General features: G+C 70.9%; 23 protein-coding genes and 1 riboswitch. Of the genes, 6 read left to right on the top strand and 17 right to left on the bottom strand.

Annotation, left to right across the window (positions count from 1 at the left end):
• Window positions 1–2 precede the first annotated feature (2 nt).
• From lgt to FED44_RS01095, 3 genes are all read right to left on the bottom strand, one after another.
• On the bottom strand, window positions 3–863 hold the full coding sequence (lgt, locus tag FED44_RS01105; protein ID WP_111700583.1) for a prolipoprotein diacylglyceryl transferase: 861 nt from the start codon (window positions 861–863) through the stop codon (window positions 3–5).
• A gap of 187 nt (window positions 864–1050) precedes the next feature.
• Window positions 1051–2415, bottom strand: a complete 1365-nt coding sequence (locus tag FED44_RS36995; protein ID WP_138459462.1) for a CE1 family esterase — start codon at window positions 2413–2415, stop codon at window positions 1051–1053.
• 568 nt (window positions 2416–2983) lie between these two features.
• Window positions 2984–4192: a hypothetical protein gene (locus tag FED44_RS01095; RefSeq protein WP_138459461.1), complete on the bottom strand. Its 1209-nt coding sequence runs from the start codon at window positions 4190–4192 to the stop codon at window positions 2984–2986.
• A 128-nt stretch (window positions 4193–4320) separates the two neighbouring features.
• On the opposite strand from FED44_RS01095, the gene FED44_RS01090 reads away from it, so the two are divergent.
• Window positions 4321–5304 carry a BtrH N-terminal domain-containing protein gene (locus FED44_RS01090; RefSeq protein ID WP_111700586.1) on the top strand — a complete coding sequence of 328 codons (984 nt, stop codon included), beginning with the start codon at window positions 4321–4323 and terminating at the stop codon, window positions 5302–5304.
• A 9-nt stretch (window positions 5305–5313) separates the two neighbouring features.
• Here the strand turns inward: FED44_RS01090 and FED44_RS01085 are convergent, their stop codons facing one another.
• From FED44_RS01085 to FED44_RS01075, 3 genes are all read right to left on the bottom strand, one after another.
• Window positions 5314–6057, bottom strand: coding sequence for an SAM-dependent methyltransferase (locus tag FED44_RS01085; RefSeq protein WP_111700587.1), 744 nt, complete (start codon window positions 6055–6057; stop codon window positions 5314–5316).
• 165 nt (window positions 6058–6222) lie between these two features.
• A complete protein-coding gene (locus tag FED44_RS01080) occupies window positions 6223–6726 on the bottom strand; it encodes a C40 family peptidase (protein WP_167521353.1) in 504 nt (167 codons plus the stop codon).
• Window positions 6727–6856: 130 nt separating this feature from the next.
• Window positions 6857–7017, bottom strand: a riboswitch (cyclic di-AMP (ydaO/yuaA leader).
• Between the two features lie 338 nt (window positions 7018–7355).
• Window positions 7356–8465: a hypothetical protein gene (locus FED44_RS01075; protein WP_138459459.1), complete on the bottom strand. Its 1110-nt coding sequence runs from the start codon at window positions 8463–8465 to the stop codon at window positions 7356–7358.
• Between the two features lie 132 nt (window positions 8466–8597).
• On the opposite strand from FED44_RS01075, the gene FED44_RS01070 reads away from it, so the two are divergent.
• From FED44_RS01070 to FED44_RS01060, 3 genes are all read left to right on the top strand, one after another.
• Window positions 8598–9176, top strand: coding sequence for a helix-turn-helix domain-containing protein (locus tag FED44_RS01070; protein WP_138459458.1), 579 nt, complete (start codon window positions 8598–8600; stop codon window positions 9174–9176).
• 153 nt (window positions 9177–9329) lie between these two features.
• Window positions 9330–9899: a hypothetical protein gene (locus FED44_RS01065; protein WP_138459457.1), complete on the top strand. Its 570-nt coding sequence runs from the start codon at window positions 9330–9332 to the stop codon at window positions 9897–9899.
• 353 nt (window positions 9900–10252) lie between these two features.
• Window positions 10253–12082 carry a family 43 glycosylhydrolase gene (locus tag FED44_RS01060; RefSeq protein ID WP_138459456.1) on the top strand — a complete coding sequence of 610 codons (1830 nt, stop codon included), beginning with the start codon at window positions 10253–10255 and terminating at the stop codon, window positions 12080–12082.
• 245 nt (window positions 12083–12327) lie between these two features.
• Here the strand turns inward: FED44_RS01060 and FED44_RS01055 are convergent, their stop codons facing one another.
• Complete coding sequence (locus tag FED44_RS01055) at window positions 12328–13536, bottom strand: FAD-dependent monooxygenase (RefSeq protein ID WP_138459455.1); 1209 nt, start codon at window positions 13534–13536, stop codon at window positions 12328–12330.
• 83 nt (window positions 13537–13619) lie between these two features.
• Here FED44_RS01055 and FED44_RS01050 point away from each other — a divergent pair, with 83 nt between their 5' ends.
• Window positions 13620–14201: a TetR/AcrR family transcriptional regulator gene (locus FED44_RS01050; RefSeq protein ID WP_111700594.1), complete on the top strand. Its 582-nt coding sequence runs from the start codon at window positions 13620–13622 to the stop codon at window positions 14199–14201.
• 55 nt (window positions 14202–14256) lie between these two features.
• Here FED44_RS01050 and FED44_RS01045 read toward each other — a convergent pair whose 3' ends face one another.
• The 10 genes from FED44_RS01045 to FED44_RS01005 form a co-directional block, all read right to left on the bottom strand.
• Window positions 14257–14904 carry a GOLPH3/VPS74 family protein gene (locus tag FED44_RS01045; protein ID WP_138459454.1) on the bottom strand — a complete coding sequence of 216 codons (648 nt, stop codon included), beginning with the start codon at window positions 14902–14904 and terminating at the stop codon, window positions 14257–14259.
• Window positions 14905–14918: 14 nt separating this feature from the next.
• On the bottom strand, window positions 14919–15191 hold the full coding sequence (locus tag FED44_RS01040) for a type II toxin-antitoxin system antitoxin (RefSeq protein WP_208758782.1): 273 nt from the start codon (window positions 15189–15191) through the stop codon (window positions 14919–14921).
• A gap of 2 nt (window positions 15192–15193) precedes the next feature.
• On the bottom strand, window positions 15194–16120 hold the full coding sequence (locus FED44_RS01035; RefSeq protein WP_111700597.1) for an SPFH domain-containing protein: 927 nt from the start codon (window positions 16118–16120) through the stop codon (window positions 15194–15196).
• 85 nt (window positions 16121–16205) lie between these two features.
• Window positions 16206–17195 carry an NAD(P)-dependent alcohol dehydrogenase gene (locus FED44_RS01030; protein ID WP_138459453.1) on the bottom strand — a complete coding sequence of 330 codons (990 nt, stop codon included), beginning with the start codon at window positions 17193–17195 and terminating at the stop codon, window positions 16206–16208.
• Complete coding sequence (locus FED44_RS01025; protein WP_138459452.1) at window positions 17192–17425, bottom strand: helix-turn-helix transcriptional regulator; 234 nt, start codon at window positions 17423–17425, stop codon at window positions 17192–17194. Before FED44_RS01025 ends, FED44_RS01030 begins: the two co-directional genes overlap by 4 nt.
• Window positions 17419–17847: a hypothetical protein gene (locus FED44_RS01020; RefSeq protein WP_111700600.1), complete on the bottom strand. Its 429-nt coding sequence runs from the start codon at window positions 17845–17847 to the stop codon at window positions 17419–17421. The genes FED44_RS01025 and FED44_RS01020 overlap by 7 nt, the downstream gene beginning before the upstream one ends.
• A 126-nt stretch (window positions 17848–17973) precedes the next feature.
• Window positions 17974–19182, bottom strand: a complete 1209-nt coding sequence (locus FED44_RS01015) for a hypothetical protein (RefSeq protein ID WP_138459451.1) — start codon at window positions 19180–19182, stop codon at window positions 17974–17976.
• A 21-nt stretch (window positions 19183–19203) separates the two neighbouring features.
• A complete protein-coding gene (locus FED44_RS01010) occupies window positions 19204–19845 on the bottom strand; it encodes a DUF6879 family protein (RefSeq protein WP_138459450.1) in 642 nt (213 codons plus the stop codon).
• Between the two features lie 124 nt (window positions 19846–19969).
• Entirely contained in the window at window positions 19970–20095 is a 126-nt protein-coding gene (locus FED44_RS37955) for a hypothetical protein (protein WP_259402009.1), read from the bottom strand.
• 117 nt (window positions 20096–20212) lie between these two features.
• Window positions 20213–21322: a HesA/MoeB/ThiF family protein gene (locus FED44_RS01005; RefSeq protein ID WP_208758781.1), complete on the bottom strand. Its 1110-nt coding sequence runs from the start codon at window positions 21320–21322 to the stop codon at window positions 20213–20215.
• A 193-nt stretch (window positions 21323–21515) separates the two neighbouring features.
• Here FED44_RS01005 and FED44_RS01000 point away from each other — a divergent pair, with 193 nt between their 5' ends.
• Complete coding sequence (locus tag FED44_RS01000; RefSeq protein WP_138459449.1) at window positions 21516–22532, top strand: lytic transglycosylase domain-containing protein; 1017 nt, start codon at window positions 21516–21518, stop codon at window positions 22530–22532.
• Window positions 22533–22578 lie beyond the last annotated feature (46 nt).

Here is a 22578-nt window from a genome sequence, read left to right as displayed (position 1 = left end):
ATTCAATCCTGTGCGGGCCGGCCCTGTTGTGCGGCCGGCACCGGGATCTGTTCGCCGTCCTTGTCACGCGTCACCCGGAGATAGACCAGCGCGCCAATGAACAGCACTATCGAGGTCCACTGGTTGATCCGCAGCCCGAGGAGCGTCACCGCGTGGTCCACTCCGCCCACGGGGTCGATCCGCAGCCCCTCGATCCAGAACCGCCCGAACGTGTAGCCGGCGACGTAGAGGGCGAACAGGCGGCCGTGGTGCAGCGTGAACCGCCTGCCGGCCAGGATCAGTGCGAAACCGAGCGCCGCGTCCCACAGCGACTCGTACAGGAACGTCGGGTGGTAGAGCACGCCTGGCTCGCCGCCGTGGGCCTGGTCGATCTCCAGGCCCCACGGCAACGTGGTCGGACCGCCGTACAGCTCCTGGTTGAACCAGTTGCCCCAGCGGGCGATCGCCTGCCCGAACGCGATGGCGGGCGCGACCGTGTCGGCCACGGCGCCCAGGGGCACCCCCCGGCGGCGGCAGGCCAGCCACATGCCCACGCCTCCCAGGGCGACCGCGCCCCAGATGCTGAGCCCGCCTTCCCAGACGAACAGCGCCCGGTAGGGCTCCTTGATCGCGCGCGGGCCGAAGTAGGTCTGCCAGTCGGTGATGACGTGGTAGAGGCGGGCGCCGACCAGCCCGAAGATCACCGCGGGCACCGCGAGGTCGCTGATCACGCCCTTCTCGCCGCCGCGGGCGCGCCAGCGCCGTTCGCTGAGCCAGACGCCGAAGAGGATCGCGAGGACGAAGCACAACGCGTAGGCCCGGATCGGGATGAATCCGAGATGCCAGACCCCTTGGGCAGGGCTGGGGATCGAGGCGAGGGGCATGCGGTGAGGCTAGCCAACGTGAGGCCGCCTGGCCGCCTTCGTGACCTCATCGCAAGGTGTGAAGAGCCCGTGTGGGCTCTCCCTTCCGGCGCCTCGCGCGCCGGACCGCGTCGTCCTCGCGGCCGTACGCACGGACGCGTCCGGGGGTGGCGCCCGGCCGGGCGCCACCCCCGGTGACCCTCGCCGATCAGGCGACGGTGCAGGGGCTTCCGTTCAGGGTGAACGAGGTGGGCTTGCCGGCGTTGCCGGTGTGGGTGGCCTGGAAGCCGACCTCAGTGGTGGCTCCGGGCGCCAGCGTGCCGTTGTAGCTCATGTTCTTCGCGGTGACCTGGCCACTGGTGGGCGAGTAGGTGGCGTTCCACCCGCTGGTGATGGTCTGCCCGCCGGGGAGGGTGAAGACGAGCGACCAGCCGTTGACGGTGGAGGAGCCGGTGTTGGTGATGGCGAGGTTCTCGGTCAGGCCGTTGTTCCACGCGTTGACCGTGGCGGTGACGCGGCAGGCGCCCGGTCCGCTGCTGGGCGACTGGGACGGCGACTGCGACGGCGACTGCGACGGGGACTGGGACGGCGACTGCGAGGGCGACTGCGACGGGGACTGGGACGGCGAAGCCGAGGGCGACTGCGACGGGCCGGACTGGAACTGGGTGAAGAACTTCCACACCTCAGCCGTCGTCCAGGTCCTGGCGCCGCTGGTGGAGGTGGACCCGTCGTTGGGAGAGGGGGTGTGGTCCCCGTCGAACGCAGCCCAGACGACCGGGTATCCGGCCCGGCATCCCGAGTAGGCGGTGATGATGTGCGTCAGGCTGCCCTGCGCGGGTTCCCGCGGGCTCTGGGGCGTGCAGCCGTTGTTCGAGACGAACCTGTCGCGCAGCGCCCGTCCCTGCGAGATGTTGAGCACCGAGTCGTGGGTGCCGTGGATGCCCATGTACGCGACGGGCTGGGTGCCGCCGTTGCACCCGCTGAGCTGCGCGCCGGAGTAGACCGCGACGGCACGGAAGACCGTCGGCCGGGCGCACGCGACCGCGAAGCTCATCGAGCCGCCGTAGCTCCACCCCAGGGCGAAGCGCTGCGTCGTGTCGACGCAGAGGTTGCTCTCGACAAGCTTCAGCATGTCGTCGGTGAAGGTCAGGTCCTCACCGTTGCTGTTGCCCCAGCCGTTGTTGATGCCCTGCGGCGCGATGAAGATCGTGCTGTTGTTGGAGACCTGCTTGAGCCCGTAGTAGGCCCAGACGGCCCCGTCCGAGCCGCCCGAGTCGACGATCTGGGCGGTGCCGTTCAGCCAGTGGTACGCGATGATCAACCGGTAGGGGCGGGTGTTGTCGTAGTTGTCGGGAATCCTCAGGATCCAGCTACGATTCTTGCCGCTGGTGGTGATTGTCTGTGAACCGCTTCTGAGCGTCGGGGTCTTACCGCATCCGGCGGTCGCCGCCGCGACGGCGGTGGCCGAGGACGACTTGGCCGTGCCAAGGCTGTCGCTCAGCGCCGCCTGTCCCGTCGCCAGAACGAGAAGCGCGGCCGCCGCGACAGCGGCGAAAATGGATTTCTGTCTCAATTTCCCGCAACTCCCTTGCCATTCGAAAATGGACGTGTGTCGATAGGGAAGCCATTTGTTTTTTTCGTCCGGTGGGGCGTCCGCGTCCGGCCTGCATGCCGGCCGGGCAGCCTTGCCGGACGGATTCAAACGCCAGGTGAGCCCACCGTCAGTCGACCCGGAGCGGCGCGGTGACCGACCATCGTCGGCGTGTGCGTGCTCGCCCCTTCCCTGCTGCGGAAGAGCAGGGCGAGTTCAGATGTCCGTCAGCGTCGGCATGGCGCATTGCCGTGTGTTTTTGAGGCCACGGTTTGTTAACGCTAACAGTGACGGGGGCGGCCAAGTGCTCCTCTCTAACGGGCGACTGGAAGTGGTGGTGAACCGGAGCAAATAGGAAGTCATGAAGCGTGTCAAGGATCTTGTCTTCTCCTCGACGGCCCTTCGCCCGGGAGCGGCCATTCCTTCGGTTTTGACCAGGGAAAAGGCCGAGGCCGCCGTCGCCGCCTAGATGAAAATTTCATCTCGGAGCTTTGCGCTTCAGGCCCCTCCGGCGCCGAGGCCGGCGGTCATGGCACCGGCGGAATCGGAGTCACCAGTTTTCCTCGACCCAGTCCAGGGCGGATTGCCACCAGGACGTTCTCTGGTTCCGCCTGGGAGGGGGGATCCGCGGCGTCGAGGGCGGCGGTGCGGCCTGGAGCCGCCTGGAGCGCTGGGGCAGGACGAAACCGATGGCGGGGATCGGCGGTATCGGCGACGTGTTCGAGGCCAGGCCGTTCCGCGGGCTCGCGAAGTACTGATCCGACGGCAGGCCTGAAGGGCTTCCGTACGGTGAGAAGGACGCCGAGAACCCCGGCCGAGGCAGAGTCAGCGAGGCCGAGCTCCCCGGGGCCACCCTGTTCTGGCCCGGCAGCTTGTTGTGCTGCGGCAGCCGTACGACGACGGCGTCCGCCGTCACCGACACCGAGATCCAGTCGGCGCGCCTGTTGTGCAGCTCGATCGTCACCCGCTCCTGCGGGCCCGGAGCCGTGACGACCGGAATCACCGGCCCGCCGCGCGTCGTGACCGCCCGCTGCCGAGCACCGTCGTCGCCTGCCGGGTTGACCCGCATGTCGACGCCCGCGCATCTGGTCCACCGGTTGTACTCGGCCCTGACGGCCACCCGGGCGCCGGGCGTCGGCGGACCGCTCGCCGGTACGACGGGATTCCCGGTCCACGCGGGACACTCGCCGTACGCCCTGCAGAGCCTGACCACGTCGGCGTACGAGCTGGTGGGCAGGGTCGCGCCGAACAGCAACTCCTGTTCCAGGATCAGCCGTGCCTGCCCGATGGTCTTGATCACGTCAGGCATGGAGGGCACCCACAACCAGCAGCCCGCGATGGCGGTGTCCGCCAGCGCCTGCCGGGACGCGTCCTTCATGTTCTCTGCGATGCCGAACGCACGGACGAACTCGTGCTGTGCTCGCTCGACGAGCGCGTACCGGTCGTAGGCGGTGCGCCATTGGTCCCGTAGGTCCCGCATATACCGGCGCCCCGCGGCCATGTGCTCGTCGAACTCCCGTACCGGGATCAGTTCGACCTTCCGCCCCACCGCCGCGATCTGCCGCTCCAGCACGTCCAACCGCTGGCCGATCCGCTGAACCCCCGCGTCGGGCCGGTTCCGCACGCCGACCACGGCGTCGATCACCTGGTGCGCGACGATCGCCCAGTTCGCGTCGTCCCACGCGCCCTGCTGGAGCAGCGCGGTGACGGCCGCCTTGGTGGCGATCGCGCCCAGCGCGACGGCGAGCTCGATCGACATGCTCGAAGGCTAAACAGGCCTCTGACGCTCCGCATGAGTACCTCCCTACTCACATCAGGTGCGGCGGGCCGGATGGCCGATCATGGAGGTCTCAGGGTGACCGTCGGCCGGCATGAGGAGAGCGACGCATGACCTTCGTGAAGGACGTCGAGACCCGTGGCATGCGCCACTGCGAGACGACGGCGCTGGGGGTGCTGTTGCGGCACGAGGGGCTCGATCTGTCCGAGCCCATGCTGTTCGGGCTGGGGTCGGGCCTGTCCTTCGTCTACTGGGACAGCAAGGCCATGCCGATCCCCTTCCTCGGCGGCCGGGTCAAGCCGTTCGAACTCACCAGGAACCTGGCCGCCCGGCTGGGACTGACGCTGGCGACCGAGGAGACCACCTCGTCGCGCAAGGCGTGGGAGAACGTGGCCGCCCGCGTCGACGCGGGCCGGCCGGTCGGCCTCCAGCTCGACTGCTACCACCTGGACTACTTCCGCTCCAAGGTGCACTTCGGTGGTCATGTCGTCGCGATGTACGGCTACGACGAGCACGAGGTCTACCTGGTGGACACCGACCAGCAGGGCGGAGCGGTACGCACCGGCCGGGACGGCCTCGCCAGGGCGCGGGCCGAACGCGGCCCGATGACCGCCAGGAACCGGTCCTTCACCCTCACCCTGCCGGCCCGCCCGCTCAACTGGCAGGAACAGATCATCCCCGCCATCCGGGACTGCGCCGACGCCTTCCTCGCCGCTCCCATCGCGAACCTGGGCCACCGCGGCATCGAGAAGGCCGGCAAGCTGGTGCCCGGATGGCTGCTACGCGCCGCCGAGCCGCGGCGGGACCTGCCGCAGGCCGCTCTCCTCATGGAGAAGGGAGGAACCGGCGGCGCCCTGTTCCGCGCCCTCTACCGCGACTTCCTCGACGAGTGCACGCATCTGATCGACGACGGCGGCCTCCGCACCGGTCACCGCCTGTACGCCGAGGCCGCCGGCCTCTGGACGGAGGTGTCCGTCCTGATCGCGAAGGCGGGAGAAAGCGGTGACGCGGGACACCTGGAGCAGGCCGGGGTCATCCTCCGCGATCTTTCACGCGTGGAGGAGGACGCCATGCGGGTGCTCCGTCAGCTGTAGGGGATCGGGTCAGTTCCTCCGCTGGAGGAGGAGCGTGACGAACCCCAGGATGCCCCGGTAACCGCGCAGCCACATGTCGCGGTGCTCCAGAGCCGCCGTGCGAGCGTCGTCGGCGTCCGGGCCGGAATGCTCGTTGGCCCAGCGCAGCAGCGTGCCCGTCCAGGACCACTCGTATTCGTCCCATTCGGCCAGGTCGCTGGTGTACGCGTGGACCACGTCGAAACCGGGGGACTCGGCGGCGGCGACGGTGCCGGGCAGGTCGAGGAACTCCGACTTCGCGGCGCCCAGCCGGGTGAGCGCCTCCGTGGTCGGCTCGCGCTCCCAGAATCCCTCGCCCACCAGTGCCAGCCCGTTCGGCCGCAGGTAACGGCGGACGTGCTCGACGGTCGGGACGAGCCCGCCGAACGCGTGCGTGGCCCCTACGCAGAGCACCAGGTCGTACTGCTCGGCGACCGGGAAGTCGGCGGCCGGCCGCTCGTGGAACCGGATGCGCTCCCAGACGCCCTGGACCTCGGCCGCCTGTTCCGCCGCCTTGAGGCCGAGCGCGGAGATGTCCACACCGTCGGCGGTCGCGTCCTGGTAGAGCGCCAGCGCGCGCAGCGTCCAGGCCGCCTCGCCGCAGCCGAGATCGAGGATCCTCGCCCCCTCGGCCAGCCGGGCCCGGCGCAGCAGCCGGGTCACGTTGGCACCGGAGACCGGCGCGGCGATGGGGTGGTCCCGATGAGCGAGATGGCTGATCAGCTGGCGGTCCATGGCCCAATCCTTCCGCATCCCCGAACCCTTGCGGCAAGCCGAATCCGCCCTTACGGGCGGCGCCGGGACGACCGCCGGCCCGCCGCCGGCCTGGCCGGTCCCCGGCGGAGACGCGGTCACGTGTGACCGGACGTCCCCGCCGGGGTGTCGTCCACGACGCCGGGGTCACACGCCGGGGCGTACGGCGGTGACGAAGTTGCTCCTCCAGTAGCCCTTGAGGCGGTCGACCCTGACCACCGCGCCGGAGTGGGGAGCGTTGATCACTTTCTTGTTCCCTATGTACATGCCCACGTGGCCGCCGCCGCTGGTGAAGATGAGGTCGCCCGGCTTGAGACGCGCCAGGGAGACCTTCTTCTTTACGGCGTTGAGCATCGACCACGTCGTACGCGGGATCTTGACGCCGGCCTTGCGCCAGGCGAACTGGACCAGCCCGGAGCAGTCGAACGACCGCGGGCCCGTGGCGCCCCAGACGTAGGGGTCGCCGATTTGCTTTTTCGCCACCTTGATAGCGAGTTCGGCCTTCTCCTGCTGGACAGCGGCCTTGGTGAGCTTCGTGTTGACGGAGGCCTCCGCCGTGGAGGCCGTGGCGGCCCCTCCGGCGTACGGGGTGAACGCCGTGACGGGGGGCTCGGGCGGAATGGCCGTCGAGTCCGGGGGCGGGGCTGTCACGGTCCCCGTGACGGCGCCGGCGGGCAGGGCGCCGAAGCCTGTCAGGGAGAGGGTGAGCGCTGCGCTACCGAGCGTGACGCAGGCAGCGCGAAGCAGAGTGGTGGGGTTGGCGGACAGAGGGATCTCTCCTAGGGTCTTCCGCTTGCGCCTACCGGGTTAGCTGACGGATTCGGGCAGGGAAGTCGCCCTACAGCGCTTGCGCGCCGATTCACCCCGGACCTTCGGATGGAAGGTCGATTGGTTCCCCGGCTCCGAGCCTCCTTGCTGGCACGGATTCGGCATCACCGGCGCCCAGGGGGGCGGGAGAGGACATGGCGCCGGTGACAGTGGATGCGCTTTCCGAACACGGGCTGGCCGGGTTCGTTGGGCAAGGAAACTACCAAGACACGCCATATTGCCGCAAAGGGTGCAAATGGGATTATGATCGCATAAAGGGATCATAAAGCGAGGAGCCGCAGGTCAGGGCGGGTGTGACAGCCGGAGAACGTGACGCTCGTCACACCGGCCGATCGGCCTTCCGCAGGTCGCCAGGGCGCGTGCATCCGGCCGACGGGGTGTCTTCCGCCGGCCGCGGGCGATCCCGAAGCACCGGCCACGCCGTCGGTGCACGGCGTGGCGAGGTCAGGCGGTCACTGCGTACGCCAGAACGTGCCGTTGGCCGAGGGGTCGTCGGGATCGCCCTGCGGGACGGTGAAGCCCGCGCCCCACATCGTCGTCGTTCCCGGCCTGCGGGCGACGGAGAACACGACGGCGTCGGTGCCGGACTTCCGGAGGAGCCGGGCCTGTCGCCACGTCGAGCCCGTGACCTGCCACAGGGTGGGGTTCCAGTTGCCCTGCAAGACCCAGACGCCGCCCCTGCCGTCGGGCTCCACCTCGGTGTACGGCTGGGCGTTGGCGGAGCCGATGGAGACGGTCCACGACCTGCCGTTCCAGTGCATCACCAGGGTGCGGCCGAAGTCGACGTCGTCGCCCTGCTCGTCCGCGCCCTCCCAGCTGACCCCGCCGACGGCCCACACGTTCTTCGATCCCACGACCGCGATGTCCTGGATGGTCACGACGGCGTCCGGCGCGGGAAGGGTGAGGGCCGGAGCCGGGACCAGGGTCCAGGACGTCCCGTTCCACCGCATGATCGAGGGACGGTTGCCCTTGACGCCCGCCGCCCAGGCCACGCCGGCCTTGTACGCGTCGACGGCGGAGGCGCGGCCCGGCAGCCGGACGCTCTTCCAGGAGGATCCGTTCCAGTGCCTCGCCGTGGCGGACGTCCCGGCGACCGCCCAGATGTCCTTCGCGCCCGTCGCGTCGGCGTCCGTCGCCGAGAAGCCGCCGCCCAGGGAGATCGTGGTCCATCCGCGGCCGTTCCAGCGCGCGGCCCGGCCCTCGCCGAAGACCCACGCGTTCGTGCCGGAGGTGGCCGTCACGGCCCGCAGCTCGTACGGCGGGCTGTTCGGGATGACCCGCCAGGATCGGCCGTCGAACCGCTGGACGAGACCCCGCTGCCTGCCGTTCACGACCCGGTGCCCGGCCGCCCACACCGACCCGTTGCCCAGGACCGTCACGTCGTTGAGCACGTCGTCCCCGGGCAGCGTGTTCACCCTGACCGGCTTCCACGTGGGCGCGGGCGCCTCCGCCTGGTAGCCCTGATAGCCCAGGTGGCCCTGGTGGGCCGCACCGGACGCCGCCGCGGGCGGCACGCTCGCCAGGCCGAGAACCATCACCCCTGTGACGACTGCGGTACGCATGACGCTCCCCTCCGTTCGCCCATATGACGTCCGATCGAGGACATTCGTTCACCGGGCGGCCACGCGACTTCCGGCGCGGAGGCGATGGAATCGGCCTGCCCGCGTGCGAAAACGACAAGTAGGATTGCCGGTATGGCAAACGACGACGCCGCCGTCCTGGCCTCCGTCGGTTCGCGGCTGCGTGCGCTGCGCAGGCAGAACGGCAGCACGCTGAGCCGGCTCGCGGAGTCCACCGGCATATCGGTCAGCACCCTGTCGCGCCTGGAGTCCGGCGAACGCAAGCCCACGCTGGAGCTGTTGCTGCCGCTGGCGCGGGCCTACCAGGTGCCGCTCGACGAACTCGTCGGCGCGCCGCCGGTCGGCGATCCCCGGGTGCGGTTGAAGCCCATCAGCCGCTGGGACTCGACGATCGTGCCCCTGACCCAGCACCCCGGCGGGCTGCAGGCGTACAAGATGATCATTTCGGTGGAGCGCTGTGATCCCGAGCCGCGTACGCACGAGGGCTACGAGTGGCTCTACGTGCTCAACGGGAGGCTGCGGCTGGTGCTCGCCGAACACGACCTCGTCCTCAGGGCGGGGGAGGCCGCGGAGTTCGACACCCGGCTGCCGCACTGGTTCGGCAGCACCGGCGAGGCGCCGGTGGAGATCCTCAGCCTGTTCGGCACCCAGGGCGAACGCATGCACGTCCGGGCGAAACCACGCGGCGCGTAGGAGGCGCCCGCTGAACCGTCTCAAGGACGAACCGCGGCTTTCCGCGCATAATGGGGACACCTGCAGGCGATCAAGGAGCGACGATGCGGCTCGCGCGGTGGTCGAACGCTCCCGGCCGGGGACGATGACCGGGTGAGGAGAGGCCGATGGGCCATGGCGGCGGCTCTCGGGCTCGCCTGCCTCGGCGCGTGCGGGTCGGTGACGGCCTCCTCCGGTGTGGACATGGATCACCTGCGGGAGCTGGGGGTCGCGCCCGACCTCGTCTATCTCGTCGATCTGCCGGGATACGAGATGGCCGAGCAGTCCATGGGCGGGGTCGGCGAGGAGGGGTTCGGCGTCTTCTACACCGCGCCCGGCGGACGTCAGGTGGAACTGCGGGTCGACCGGGGTGCCTTCGATGACGACATGTGCCGGAGCACTCCGATCAACCTCGCCACGCCTCCGGACGCGCTGGTCCTCTGCATCCACGACGAGGTGGGCTGGTATCGGATGGCCGGTGACCGCCACGAGTACGTCGCGCCCAGGGGAGACGTCCTCATCAAGCTGAGCGGAGGGGTGACGGACGTCAGCCGGGCGGCGCTGAAGGCGGCCGTCGCCGGGGCGCGGCGCGCCACCGGAGACGGGAAGGCCGGCACCGCACCGCCCCGCGTGCCGGTAGAACGAGGCGACCTGCCCACGGTGGGCGACGGCGCGCCGGACAACGAGGTCGGCCCGGGTGGCTGACCGGCGGATGGGCGGGTTTTCCGCCGCGTCGCGGAGCTGAAAGTTTCACACCCCGCACGGGTACGGAGGTCCCGGTCGCGGCGCTCCGGACACAGTTCAGGGCGGGTGGCCCGGGCGCGTGGCGCCGCCGGGGCACGGGCCCGGAACCTTGACCATCCCGCCCGCATGGGATTGGCTCCGCGCCGTGGCGATGTCCACGGTCGCCGCGGCACGCGTTGACGGAGACGGATTCCGTACAAGCGGGCGAACGGAATCGTGCGCCCGTGATTGTTAACGCTAACAATTGAGTAGTACTTGTCGCCGCTGAACGTGTCGATGCGCAAGTCGCGTGGTCACTACCCCAGGAGGTGAGTATGGGATCGGCGTTCACCCTTCGGGCCCGGCTCAGGCGTGGTGTCGTCTGGATGGCGGGCCTGTTGTGCATGGCGGCGTTGCTGCCGGCCACGACGGCCAAGGCGGACAACCCCATCGTGCAGACGATCTACACCGCTGACCCGGCCCCGCTGGTCTACAACGGGCGGGTGTACCTCTACACCGGTCACGACGAGGACGGCTCGACCTACTTCACGATGAAGGACTGGCGGGTCTTCTCCACCACCGACATGGTGAACTGGACCGACCACGGCTCCCCGCTGAGCGTGGCCACCTTCAGCTGGGCGAAGTCGGACGCGTGGGCGGGCCAGGCGGTCTACCGCAACGGCAAGTTCTACTGGTACGTCCCCACGACCAACCGCTCGACCGGCCGGATGGCCATCGGCGTGGCCGTCTCCGACAGCCCCACCGGCCCGTTCAAGGACGCCATCGGGCGCCCGCTGGTCGAAAACGGGGAGATCGACCCGACCGTCTACATCGACGACAACGGGCAGGCCTATCTGTACTGGGGCAACCCGAACCTGTGGTACGTCAAGCTGAACAGCGACATGATCTCCTACTCGGGCAGCGCGACGAAGGTCACCTTGACCACGTCGGGCTTCGGCACCCGCACCGGGGACGCCAACCGGCCGACGCTGTTCGAGGAGGGGCCCTGGTTCTACAAGCGGGGCAGCCTCTACTACATGGTGTTCGCGGCCAAGTGCTGCTCGGAGTTCATCGCCTATTCGACCTCCTCCAGCCCGACCGGGCCGTGGACCTACCGCGGCACGATCATGTCGACGCAGGGCAGCAGTTTCACCAACCACCCGGGGATCATCGACTACAACGGCGGGTCGTATTTCTTCTACCACAACGGTGCGTTGCCGGGTGGCGGCGGATACACGCGCTCGGTGGCGGTGGAGAAGTTCACCTACGGCTCTGACGGGTCGATTCCGACGATCAACATGACCACGACCGGGGCGCCGCAGATCGGCACGCTCAACCCGTACGTCCGGCAGGAGGCCGAGACGATCGCGTGGGAGTCGGGTGTGGAGACCGAGGCCTCCACCGAGGGCGGCATGAACGTCGGGTTCATCGAGAACGGCGACTACATCAAGGTCAAGGGGGTCGCCTTCGGCTCCGGCGCGACGTCCTTCAGCGCCCGGGTCGCCTCCGCCAACTCCGGCGGCAAGATCGAGCTGCACCTGGACGGCGTCAACGGCACCCTGGTCGGCACGTGCAACGTCTCCGGCACCGGCGGGTGGCAGACCTGGACCACCGTCTCCTGCTCGGTGAACGGCGCGACCGGCACCCACGACCTGTACCTCAAGTTCACCGGCGGCAGCGGCAACCTGTTCAACGTGAACTGGTGGCAGTTCAGCGGCAACGGCCAGCCGTCGCCTTCGGCCACGCCCTCGCAGTCCCCGTCGCAGTCGCCCTCCCAGTCGCCGTCGCAGTCCCCGTCGCAGTCCCCGTCGCAGTCGCCCTCGCAGTCACCGTCGGCCACGCCCACGCGCACGCCGACTCCGCCGGTCACCGGCGCCTGCAGCGCGACCTACCGCACCACCAACACGTGGTCCGGCGGGTTCCAGGGAGAGGTCACCGTGACGGCCGGAAGCGAGGCGATCAGCGGCTGGACCGTCAAGTGGACCCTGGCCGGCGGCCAGACCATCAGCCAGGTCTGGAACGGCACGCTGACCACCAGCGGCTCGACGGTCTCCGTGAGCAACGCCTCGTACAACGGCTCGCTCGCGCCGTCCGCGTCGACGACGTTCGGCTTCCTCGCCAACGGTACGGCGTCGACTCCCACCGTCACCTGCACCGGCTCGTGAGACCGGCGGCGCCCTGACGGCGCCGCCCACCAGGAGGCGGCGGACCCACCGGACCCGCGCGAGCACCGGCCTCGCGACGGCGGATGTGGGTTCGCCCCCTCCTGTCGCCGGAGTCCGGGGCCGGCTCGGTGCGCCCGGTTCCGCCGTGGGGGCGCAGCCGGGCGCACCGTCATTCCGGGCGGCCCCAGAAGCCCCGCTGAGAAGCCCCGCCCGAGAGGCCCCGCCTGTCGGCCCGGCGGTACGGCTCACACCGACGGGACCCGGTAGTCCCGGATCGTGATCGCGGTCGCGGCCCGGCGGATCGGCCCGGTGACCCGCTCGATCATCCGGTCCTTCCCCGGCAGGTGCGGCATCAGCCGCAGCATCAGCATCTGGAACCGGATCTGCGCCGCGGACCTCAGCACCATGCCCTTGATGTTGGGGGCCGCGAGCTTCTGGTTCTCCTCGACGAAGTGCCGCATCTCACGCTCGTACGCGGCGAACCCGGCGGTGTGGTCTGCGGCCGCGGCGGCGAGGCTGCCCGCCAGCACGTAGGCGCCGACCAGGGCCAGGCTGGTGCCCTGCCCGGACGCGGGGGAGGGCCCGTAGGCGGCGTCGCCCACGAGGGCCACTCGGCCCGACGACCAGCCGTCCATGCACACCTGGCTGATCGAGTCGAAGTAGAAGTCCGGCGCGTCCCACATGGCGTCGAGGAGGCGCGGGACGTCCCAGCCCTGGTCCGCGAAGACCTCGGCGAGCAGGTTCTTCTGCCGGGTGACGTCCCGCCCGTCGCCGGCCCCCGGCGGGGAGGAGAACAGGAACATCGCCCTGGCGTCGGCGTCTCGCCGGGTGCCGTACATCCCGGCGCTCCGGCCCGGCGCGGGGTGCATCATCTCGGTGCGGTCCAGGCCGAGGTGGTTGGGCACCGTGAAGATCGAGATGTGGTGCCCGAGGTCGCGGACGAACCGGGACTCCTCGCCGAAGGCCAGCGCGCGGACGTTGGAGTGCAGGCCGTCGGCACCCACCACCAGGTCGAACGTCCTCGGGGGACCGCTCTCGAAGGTGACGCGCACCCCTCCGGGCGTCCGCTCCAGGGCGGTGACGGAGTCGTCGAAGACGTACTCGACACCGTCTCCGGCCGCGCCGTGCAGGATCCGGACGAGGTCGCCGCGCATGATCTCGACGTCGTCGCCCTCGCGGCCGCCGAACACCTCGGCGTTCATCGTCGCGACCTGCTTCCCCCGGGCGTCGACGAAGCGTGCGACGCGCATGTCCGTGCTGTGCCCGCGCACCTCGTCCAGCAGGCCCATGCGGCCGACGACGTCGAGTGCCGCGCCCCGGATGTCGATTTTGTAGCCGCCCTCCCGCAGGCGGGGAGCGCGCTCGACGACGGTGGGGGTGAACCCGTACTCACGCAACCAGTACGCCAGCGTCAGCCCGGCGACGCTTCCGCCGGAGATCAGGATGTTCGTCACGACTCGGACTGTACAAACGTCTCAATATTTTGTCTAGTACATATGTCTCAGACATCAGTCCGTGAATCGGTTAGGATCTGCGCATGGGAAACCGGGAAGACCTGCTCGCCGGTGCCAGGCGATGCCTGATGGAGAAGGGGTACTCCGGCACCACCGCCCGTGACATCGCGACCGCGGCCGGCACCAGCCTCGCCTCCATCGGCTACCACTTCAGGTCGACGAAGGCGCTGCTCAACGCGGCTCTCGTCGATGCGATGGAGGAGTGGGGCAAGGAGATCGAGCGGACCCTCGCCGCCGGACCGGCGCTCGGCGGGACGCCCGCGCAGCGGTTCGAGGCCACCTGGACCCGGATCATCGAGTCCTTCGCCAGGCTCAGGCCCCTGTGGGCCATCCAGTTCGAGCTCATCGCGCAGATGGACCGCCTGCCCGAGCTGCGGGAGGCCTTCGCGACGGCCAACCGCCAGGCGAAGCTGGGACTCGCGGCGCTCTTCGAGAACCTCGACCCGGCCGCGGACCCGCGGAAGGCGATGGCCGTCGGCGCGTTCTACCAGGCGCTGCTCGGCGGCATGGCGGCGCAGTGGCTCGTCGATCCCGACGAGGCGCCGTCCGCCGCCGACCTCGCCGAGGCGCTGCGCACGATCGCCCCAGGCCTCGCCGCACAGTGACGCCCCCGCCGGGACCGGCCGCCTCGGAACGCCGGGGCCGCGTCGTGCGGGCGGGTCAGCCGCCCCCGCTCATGGCGGCGGCGGACGCCGCGTGCAGTTGCTGGATGACCTTGCGCAGGGCGGGCGTCGCCGGTCCGCCGCGTTCGCCCAGCTCGGCGATGCGCTGCTTGTACGCCTTCCGCCTGGCACGTGGCAGCACCGTCCGGAGCTCTCCCGCGGCGGCCAGCGCGACCAGGGCGGCCTCCCGTTCGCCGACCCGGGACATGGGACCGTTGAGCGCGGTGGCGACCTGCGTCGTGAGCCGCTTCACCACGCGCGGATCGCGCACGCGCACCCGGGTCCTGTTGAAGACCAGGAGGAACGGCTGGCGCAGCTCCACGCGGACCCAGTGCCGCGTCTCCAGCTCGTCCCGGACCGCCCGGACCGTCGCGCGGCCGTCCTTGTCGATCCAGTGCCGCCACGGCTTGGGGCGGGACCCGGCGATCTGGTGCAGCAGGTCGTCCAGGACCGGATCGCCGAGCGGCTGCTCGCTCACCACCCGCACCTTGCCGCGCTCGTCGGCGATCCGGCCCTCGAGGAGCAGCTCGGTGAGCGCGGCGGCGCGGAGCAGGTACGGGAAGCGATAGTTCGTCACCACCCGCTCCTTACGGGGGTCGTAGCCGAGCAGGTAGAGCCGGGCCGGCAGGGAGCCGGGAACGTTCATGAGGTCGCCTTCTCTCAGTCGTCTCCGGGCGGAGCTCCGCCTTCGGGCTCGTCGGGCTTCTGGGAGGCCGCGGAGCCGTTGGGCGGAGCCGATGTCCTGGGCGGCCGGCCGCGCCGGGGGATGCGGGCGGCCTCGCGGGGAAGCCGCCCCGCGTCCGCCAGCGCCTGGCGGAGCAGGAACTCGATCTGCGCGTTGGTGCTGCGTAGTTCGTCACCGGCCCACCGGGCCAGCGCGTCGTGCACGGCGGGGTCCAGTCGCAGCAGGATGCTCTTCCGGTCGGTCGCCACGGTCAGCGGTAGAGGGAACCGGTGTTGACCACGGGCTGCACGTCCCGGTCGCCGCACAGGACGACGAGCAGGTTGCTGACCATGGTGGCCTTGCGCTCCTCGTCCAGTTCGATCACGTCGTGCTCGTCGAGGCGGGCCAGGGCGGCCTCGACCATGCCGACCGCGCCCTCCACGATCCGCTGACGCGCCGCGACGACCGCTCCGGCCTGCTGGCGGCGGAGCATGGCCTGCGCGATCTCGGGGGCGTACGCCAGTCGGGTGATGCGCGACTCGATCACCCGGACCCCCGCCGAGGCCACCCGGGCCTGGATCTCGGCCGACAGGCGGCCGGTGATCTCGTCGGCGTTCTGGCGCAGGGAGAGCACGTCGTCGTGCCCGTCGTAGGGGTAGCTGCCCGCGATGTGGCGGACCGCCGTCTCGGTCTGGAAAGCGACGAACTCCACGAAGTCGTCCACCTCGAAGACGGCCTTCGCGGTGTCCTCCACCTGCCAGACCACCACCGCGGCCATCTCGATCGGGTTGCCGTCGGCGTCGTTGACCTTGCTGACGTCGGTCTCGTGGTTGCGGATCCGGGTCGACACCCGGCGCTTCTGCGTGAAAGGCACCACGAACCGGAGGCCGGGCGTACGGACCGTGCCCACGTAGCGGCCGAGCAACTGGATCACGCGCGCCTCGCCCGGAGCGACCGCGGTGAGCCCGGTGAAGGCGACGACGGCCACCAGGAGGAGCAGCACCCCGGCGATGATCAGCACGGCCCCCGGGCCGCCGCTCCCGTCGGCCGCGATGCCGATTCCGACCGGGACCAGCACGAAGGGGCTCAGCAGGCCCAGCAGGGCCAGGATCAGCATCGGCCATCCCCCGGTTTCGCGGGCCGCTCTCTCGTGCGTCTGGGGGGCCGGCATGTCGACGGCGATCTGCAGGTCTGTCATGTGCACGCTCCTCGATGTCTAGCAAGACACTAGCAAAGTGATATCACTTTTGCCTAGAGCCGCCCACCGACGCTTCCGCCGTGCCTCAGGCCGTCCCGTTCACGGTGACGACGACCTTGCCGCCCGGGTGTCCCCCCATGAGGTGACGGATCGCGTCGGGCGCGTCGGCGAGGGGATAGACCCGGTCGATCATCGGGGTGACGGCGCCGGACTCGGCGAGCCGGGTCAGTTCCTCCAGGTCCTCGGCGCGCTCTCGCGTCATGACCGGGCGAAGCCGCTGCCCGGTGAACGGTGACAGCAGCGGCGCCCGGAACGTGCGTCCCATGCCCCCGGTGAAGCGGTGGGCCACGTGCCCGCCGCCGACGACGGCCAGCGTCCCCCGCGGTGTCAGGGCGCGCCGGAGCAGGGACAGCGGCCGGTTTCCGGCGGTGTCGACGACGACGTCGTAACGCGGCCCGTCCCGGTCGATCTCCTCCTGGGCGTAGTCGACGACGTCGTCGGCGCCGAGCGACCGCACGAAGCCCGCCTTCGCCGCCGAGCACACGCCGGTGACGCTCGCGCCGTACGCCCTGGCGATCTGCACGGCGAACGACCCCACGCCTCCCGAGGCGCCGATCACCAGAACCCGCTGCCCCGGGCGCACACCGGCGACGTCGCGCACGGCCTGCAGCGCCGTCATGCCGGAGACCGGCATCGCGGCGGCCTGCTCGAACGTGAGGCCGGCCGGTTTCGGCGCGAGCCTGTTCTGCCGCGCCCTCGCGAACTCCGCGTACGAGCCGCTCGTACAGGTGCCGTACACCTCCTGACCCGGCCGGAACCGGGTCACTCCGGCGCCGACGGCCGCCACCACCCCGGCCACGTCACGGCCCCGGACCACCACCTTCGGCCGGCGCAGCCCGAAGCCCGCGAGGCGCATGAGGTACGGCCGGCCGGTCATGAGGACCCACACGCCGGGGTCCACCGCGGCGGCGCGGACCTCGATGAGCACCTCCTCGGCACCGATCTCGGGGCGGTCGACGTCGCTCAGGCGGAGCACGTCCGCCGGGCCGTACGCGTCCTGGACGATGGCTTTCATGGCGTCTCCTCGGGGAGGTCGGGGTACTGGAACACGTCGTCGAGCGGAACGCCGAACACGCGGGCGATCCGGAAGGCCATCTCCAGTGACGGGGAGTATCGGCCCTGTTCGATGGCGATGAGGGTCTGCCGGGTCACGCCGACGCGCTCGGCGAGCTCGGCCTGGGTCATCTCGTCGTGCGTGAACCGCAGCGTGCGGATGCGGTTGGTCACGCGGGTCGGCTTCACCATTCCGGAAGGCTCCTGCGATAGGCGACGACCTTGGCGATCCCGGCGAGGACCGCCGACAGCACGAAGCAGAGGTAGACCACGTTGGCGATCCAGAACCGGTCCCACCCGGCCATCGCCATGAGCATCGCGGCCACCGCGCCGATCACGACGAACGCCTGGCCGACGTGGTCGCCGAACCGCCCGATCTCCCGGTCACGCGCGTCCTGCACGCGGGAGGCGCGGGGGTTCACGATCGCCATCCCGATCTCGGCCGCGATCGTGGCGGCGATGGCCCCGCCGACCGACCACAGCAGGGCGGCGGTGTACGGCGTGTCGGGTAACGGGCCCCCGTCCGCCCGTCTGAGGACGACGACGACGTACGCCGCGTAGGCGAGCACGGCGACGACCAGCCTGATCCAGGCGCGCTTCTCCAGGTGAGTCATGAGCGGCTCCTCTCGATGTACAACATCTTTGACATCTCCAAGGTAGCCAATCTTTGACCTCGTGTACAGAATTTTTTACACGAGTATCGATGGGAGCCCCTGCGCGACGGCCATGGCCTCGGGCGGCTACGGCCGCGTGCGGGTGCGGGGGAGTGTGCGGCGCAGGCGGGGGCCGTGCCTGCGCCACCAGGCCCGCGCCCAGGCCACCTGGAACGCGAGCGCGGCCAGCAGCACCGCCGCGGCGTCCAGGACGGAGAGGGGCGTGGCGGGGGTGCCGAGCGCGCGCACCGCCCGGCAGAGCAGGACGAGCGTCGCGGGCAGCGTGACCGCGAACGCCACTCCGAGGCAGACCACGGTGCCCACGACCATCAGCACCGCGTACGCCCGGAGGCTGCGGCGCTCCCGCCGGGGCAGGCCGGCGAGCGGGTCGGGCGTCGGTCTGCCGAGCAGCCGGAGCACCCGATGGCGCGCGTAGGCGGTGGCGTCGCCGTACATGTTCCGGCAGCCGGTCAGGTCCTGCAGCAGGAAGTACACGTCGGTGCGCATGAACACCAGGAACTGGGTGGTCAGCATGGACACCGAGGTCAGCGTGACGAGGGACAGCACGGTGTGGCGGCCCAGGACGGCGGCCAGGATGACCGCGGCCGAGCAGGCCGCCGCGTCGACGGCCATCCCGGCGAGATAGACCGTCAGGCGGACGCGCCGCTCGGCCAGCCAGATCCCGGACACCTCGGTCTGGACGGCCAGGAACTGCAACCGCGTGCCCAGGCGGATCCGGCCCGGCACCCCGGCCGCCCTGGCGGTCGACAGGTGCGCCATCTCGTGCAGGAAGATCAGCGTCCAGCCGACGGCGATCTCGGAGAGCAGGACGAGCGTGCCGTGCTCGCTCCACAGCAGGTCCTGCCAGCCCGGCAGCGTCTCCCGCCTGATCACCGCCGTCACCGTCCCGGCGGCGATCACGCCGGCCACCGCCGTGTGGAGCAGCGGGCTCAGCGTCCACCGCACGTGCCGGGCGCGCAGCCGGGGGAACGTCGGCGGCTCGGCCGGGGCGGCCGGCCTGCCCGGCTCGTCCAGGAAACCCAGCTCGCCGAGGGCGCGGACGAAGTCCCGGACGTCGAGGTCGGCGCCCGTCTCGCCGCGCAGCCGCCGTTCGGCCTCCTCGATGGTCGCGCCCTCCATCAGCAGCCTGATGGCCCGCATCCCCTCGTACGGCACCGCGGCGAACTCCTGCCCGTCCGGGCGGCCGACGATCCACTGGGAGCCGTCCCGCCGGAACGCGAGGTCGCGCAGCCGGACCCGGGTCCCATCCGCCGGCGGCCCGGCGTCCTGACTCATCGCGGCCTCCAGGCGCGGGGTTCAGGGGCGGTAGGTGCCGCGCGACCGGGAGGAGGCCGAGGGAGGCGGCAGCGGGAGGACCTCCCGCTCGACGTACGCCCGCACGTCCTCTCCCCGCTGGTAGAGCGTCTCGATCGCGGCGCGACAGGGGCCCGCGAGGTCCGGGTCGGTGATCCGCCGGGCGCCGACGTGCCCACCGATCTCGTCGTACAGCACCTCGTAGAGGAGCGACGAGCCGATCGCGACAAGCTCGGGGAGCGGCGCGGTGCGCTCGAACTCCCGTACGGCGCCGGCGGCGAGCACCCGTGGACGCTCCCCGGCCTCCGCCCTGACGGCCAGGACGCGCAGTTCCCACTGGAGATAGGGGGTGAGCGGGGTCTCCACGACACGGAGCCTGCGGGTCGCCGGGCGGGTGCGGTAGTAGCCGGTGAGGGGCTCCCGCATCTCCGCGATCAGGGCGAGGGAACGTTCCCAGTCACCGGCCATCATCGCCCGCCAGCTCGGGACGTCGGGTTCGCGGAACTCCTGGGCGCGTTCGAGCTTCCACACCACGCCGGTCGCCCGGGCGAACTCCTCGGCGAACTCGGCCTGGTAGGCGTCGGCGGGCAGCACCCGCGCCTCGGCCTGCCGTACGTCGTCAAAGATGGTGCGGGTGGATGCCACCCTTCCCTCCCTCGGGCCGTCCGTCGCGGTGCGGCGCGGGGCCGCGGGGCCGGTGCGGCACGACCGCCTGCGGCGTGCGGGCGCTCCCGCTGCGCGCCCGCACACCACGGTGGCGGCACCGGCGTCAGTTGCCGACGCTGTTGCTGGCGTTCGTCGTCTCGATCTTGTCGAGCAGCCGGATGGTGATTTTCGTCTTGACCGGCGGGGCCGCCTCGTCGGCGGTTTCGATCTCGTGCTCGTTGGGGGTCATCCGGTTCCTCTCGTGGGTGAGGGACGGGGATGTTCTCGCGAGAACGCGTTCATGATTCGCCGCCGATGGCACGCAGTCAATGATTCTGTCAATTCGTTGTGGTAATCGCTGTTTCGGTCATGCCGGCGAAATGCGCCCATTCGAATTGAAACGGGCGCGCACCCGGGTCCCGCAGACCGGGCAGCCGGGGCGGGGCGGATGGCTGACCCGCACATGGTGGTCCGCGGCGATCAGGTTGACTCCCCGGATGGTGCCGGCCGGCGGCGCGGACGCCCCGGTCAGCAGCGCGATCATCGCGTGGGCGACGAGCTGGCCGGACAGGCCCGCCGACGTGGCGATCACCCCCGGCCCGCCGAGGTCCACCGGCGTGCCCGGGCGGCGCCGGGCCTCCTCGCCGTCGCACAGGCACTCGTAGCAGGTGCCGGCGTCCGGGGTGAAGCAGCCCACGGTGACCAGCGGCCCGCTGTACCCGCCGCCCACCCACGGGATCCCCGCCGCGGCGCAGGCGCGGTTGGCCCACACCCTGATGCGGTGCCCGTCCGGCCGGTCGGCGCAGAGGGCGAGCGCGTCGTAACCCGCGATCAGATCGGCGAGTTCACGGCGGCTGCCGACGCACCGCCGGTCGCCGGTGACGGTGATGTCGGAGTTGACGCCGCGCAGCCGCGCGACGGCCGCCTCGGCCTTCGGCCGTCCCACGTCGGCCTCGCCGTACAGCACCTGACGGTTGAGGTTCGACAGCTCGACCAGGTCGGGATCCACGCAGTGGATCTCGCCCACGCCCGCGGCGGCGAGGGCCCACGCCGCGTGGCTGCCCGTGCCGCCCAGCCCCAGCACCACCACCCGCGCGCCCTTGAGCCGCAGCTGTGCCTCCCAGCTGTGCGGGCCCGGGCCGACCATCCGGAAGAACGCCTGGTTCCTGCTGTACCGGTCGATCTCCCGCTCGCTCAGCGCGGCGGGTGGCACGGCGGCGGCGTCCTCCACGTATCGGGTCGCGACGAGCTGCTCGACGACCGACTCGGCGTCCGGCAGCTCCGGATGGGCCAGGCGGAGCCGGTCCGCGATGTCCTCGCTGGAGCGGGTGCCGTCCATCAGGCACAGGGCGGTCCAGACCCAGCCGTACGGATCCTCGATTTCGGCGGCGATCCCGTAAATCTCGCCGCCGATGCGAATGGTGCCGTCCTCGTACCGGTGGGGCCGGTGCTCGAATTTCACCCGGGGCAGGCGCACGAGTCGAGCATTACTGCCAGGTTACTTATCCGGTCAACACCTGAGGTGGGAAAACGGGGAATGGGGTGCGGCCGGAAAAGGTTACGGCCGACTGTATCCCTCCCGTCGCCGCCGCCAGCCGGGGGACGGCGGCGCGCGGCGTCCCGGCGTCGGGACGACGTGAAACGGCGCCGCCGGGCATACGTTGGGACCGATGAACGATCAGCGTGCCCGTACCAGTCCTGTCCTGTCCCTCTCCGCGTCGCGGCGTCCGCGCCTGCTCGCCGGCCTGCTGGCAGGCGGGCTCGCCGGTCTGGTCTCGCTGTCCGGCTGCGCCGGCGCGCGGGGCGAGGGATCGCCGGCCGTCTCCGGCGGGGCCGAGGCTCCGGCCGCGTCCGTGACGCCGCCGGAGCCGCCTTCCGGAGGCCCGTCCGCGCCGGCGACGCCGGAGCAGCCGCCGCCCGCGAAGCCGCCCGCGCCCGACGCGAAGATTCCCAAGGATCCCGCCGCGCTGGCCGAGGCGCTGACCCGGACGACCGCGCTGCTGCGGGACGCCGTCGACGACTGGCGGCGCACGGGGGACCCCGCCAGGGGACAGGCCCCCGAGCCGGTGGTCCTGCTCGCCCTGTACGAGCAGCGCCTCTACCGTCATCTGGCCCGTAACCCCGGCGTCGCGTCGCGCACCTACGGGAAACTGTCCAAGGACCAGGCCGCGCGGGCGCGGGACAACGTGACGGCCGTACGCGAACTGCTCTCCCTGGCCCACCCCGTCAGCGGGCCGGTCAAGTTCCGCATCGAGCCGCCCGAACCGGCGGACGTCCTGCTCGACGGCTTCCGCCGGGCCGGGCGCCAGTTCGGGATCGACTGGCAGGTGCTGGCCGCGGTCATGCTCGTGGAGACCAAGTTCGGCCGCGTCCGGTCGCCGAGTTACGTCGGCGCCAAGGGGCCGATGCAGTTCATGCCCGGCACCTGGAAGGCGTACGGGATGGGCGGCGACATCGACGACACCCGGGACGCCCTGCTCGCCGCGGCCAACTACCTGCACGCGTCGGGAGCGCCGGGCGACTACCGGCGGGCGCTGTACGCCTACAACCACTCCCAGGCGTACGTGGACGCGGTCCTGCTGCACACCCGCCAGATGAAGCGCGACATCAGGAACTACTACGCCTACTACAACTGGCAGGTGTACGTCATCACGACGAAGGGCGAACGGCGCCTGAGCGGCCCCTGAGCGGCCCCTGAGCGGCCCCTGAGCGGCCCCTGAGCGGCCCCTGAAC

It is taken from the genome of Microbispora triticiradicis (assembly GCF_005864065.1).
Classification (GTDB): domain Bacteria; phylum Actinomycetota; class Actinomycetes; order Streptosporangiales; family Streptosporangiaceae; genus Microbispora; species Microbispora triticiradicis.
This window is presented reverse-complemented; position numbering and strand designations above follow the sequence as displayed.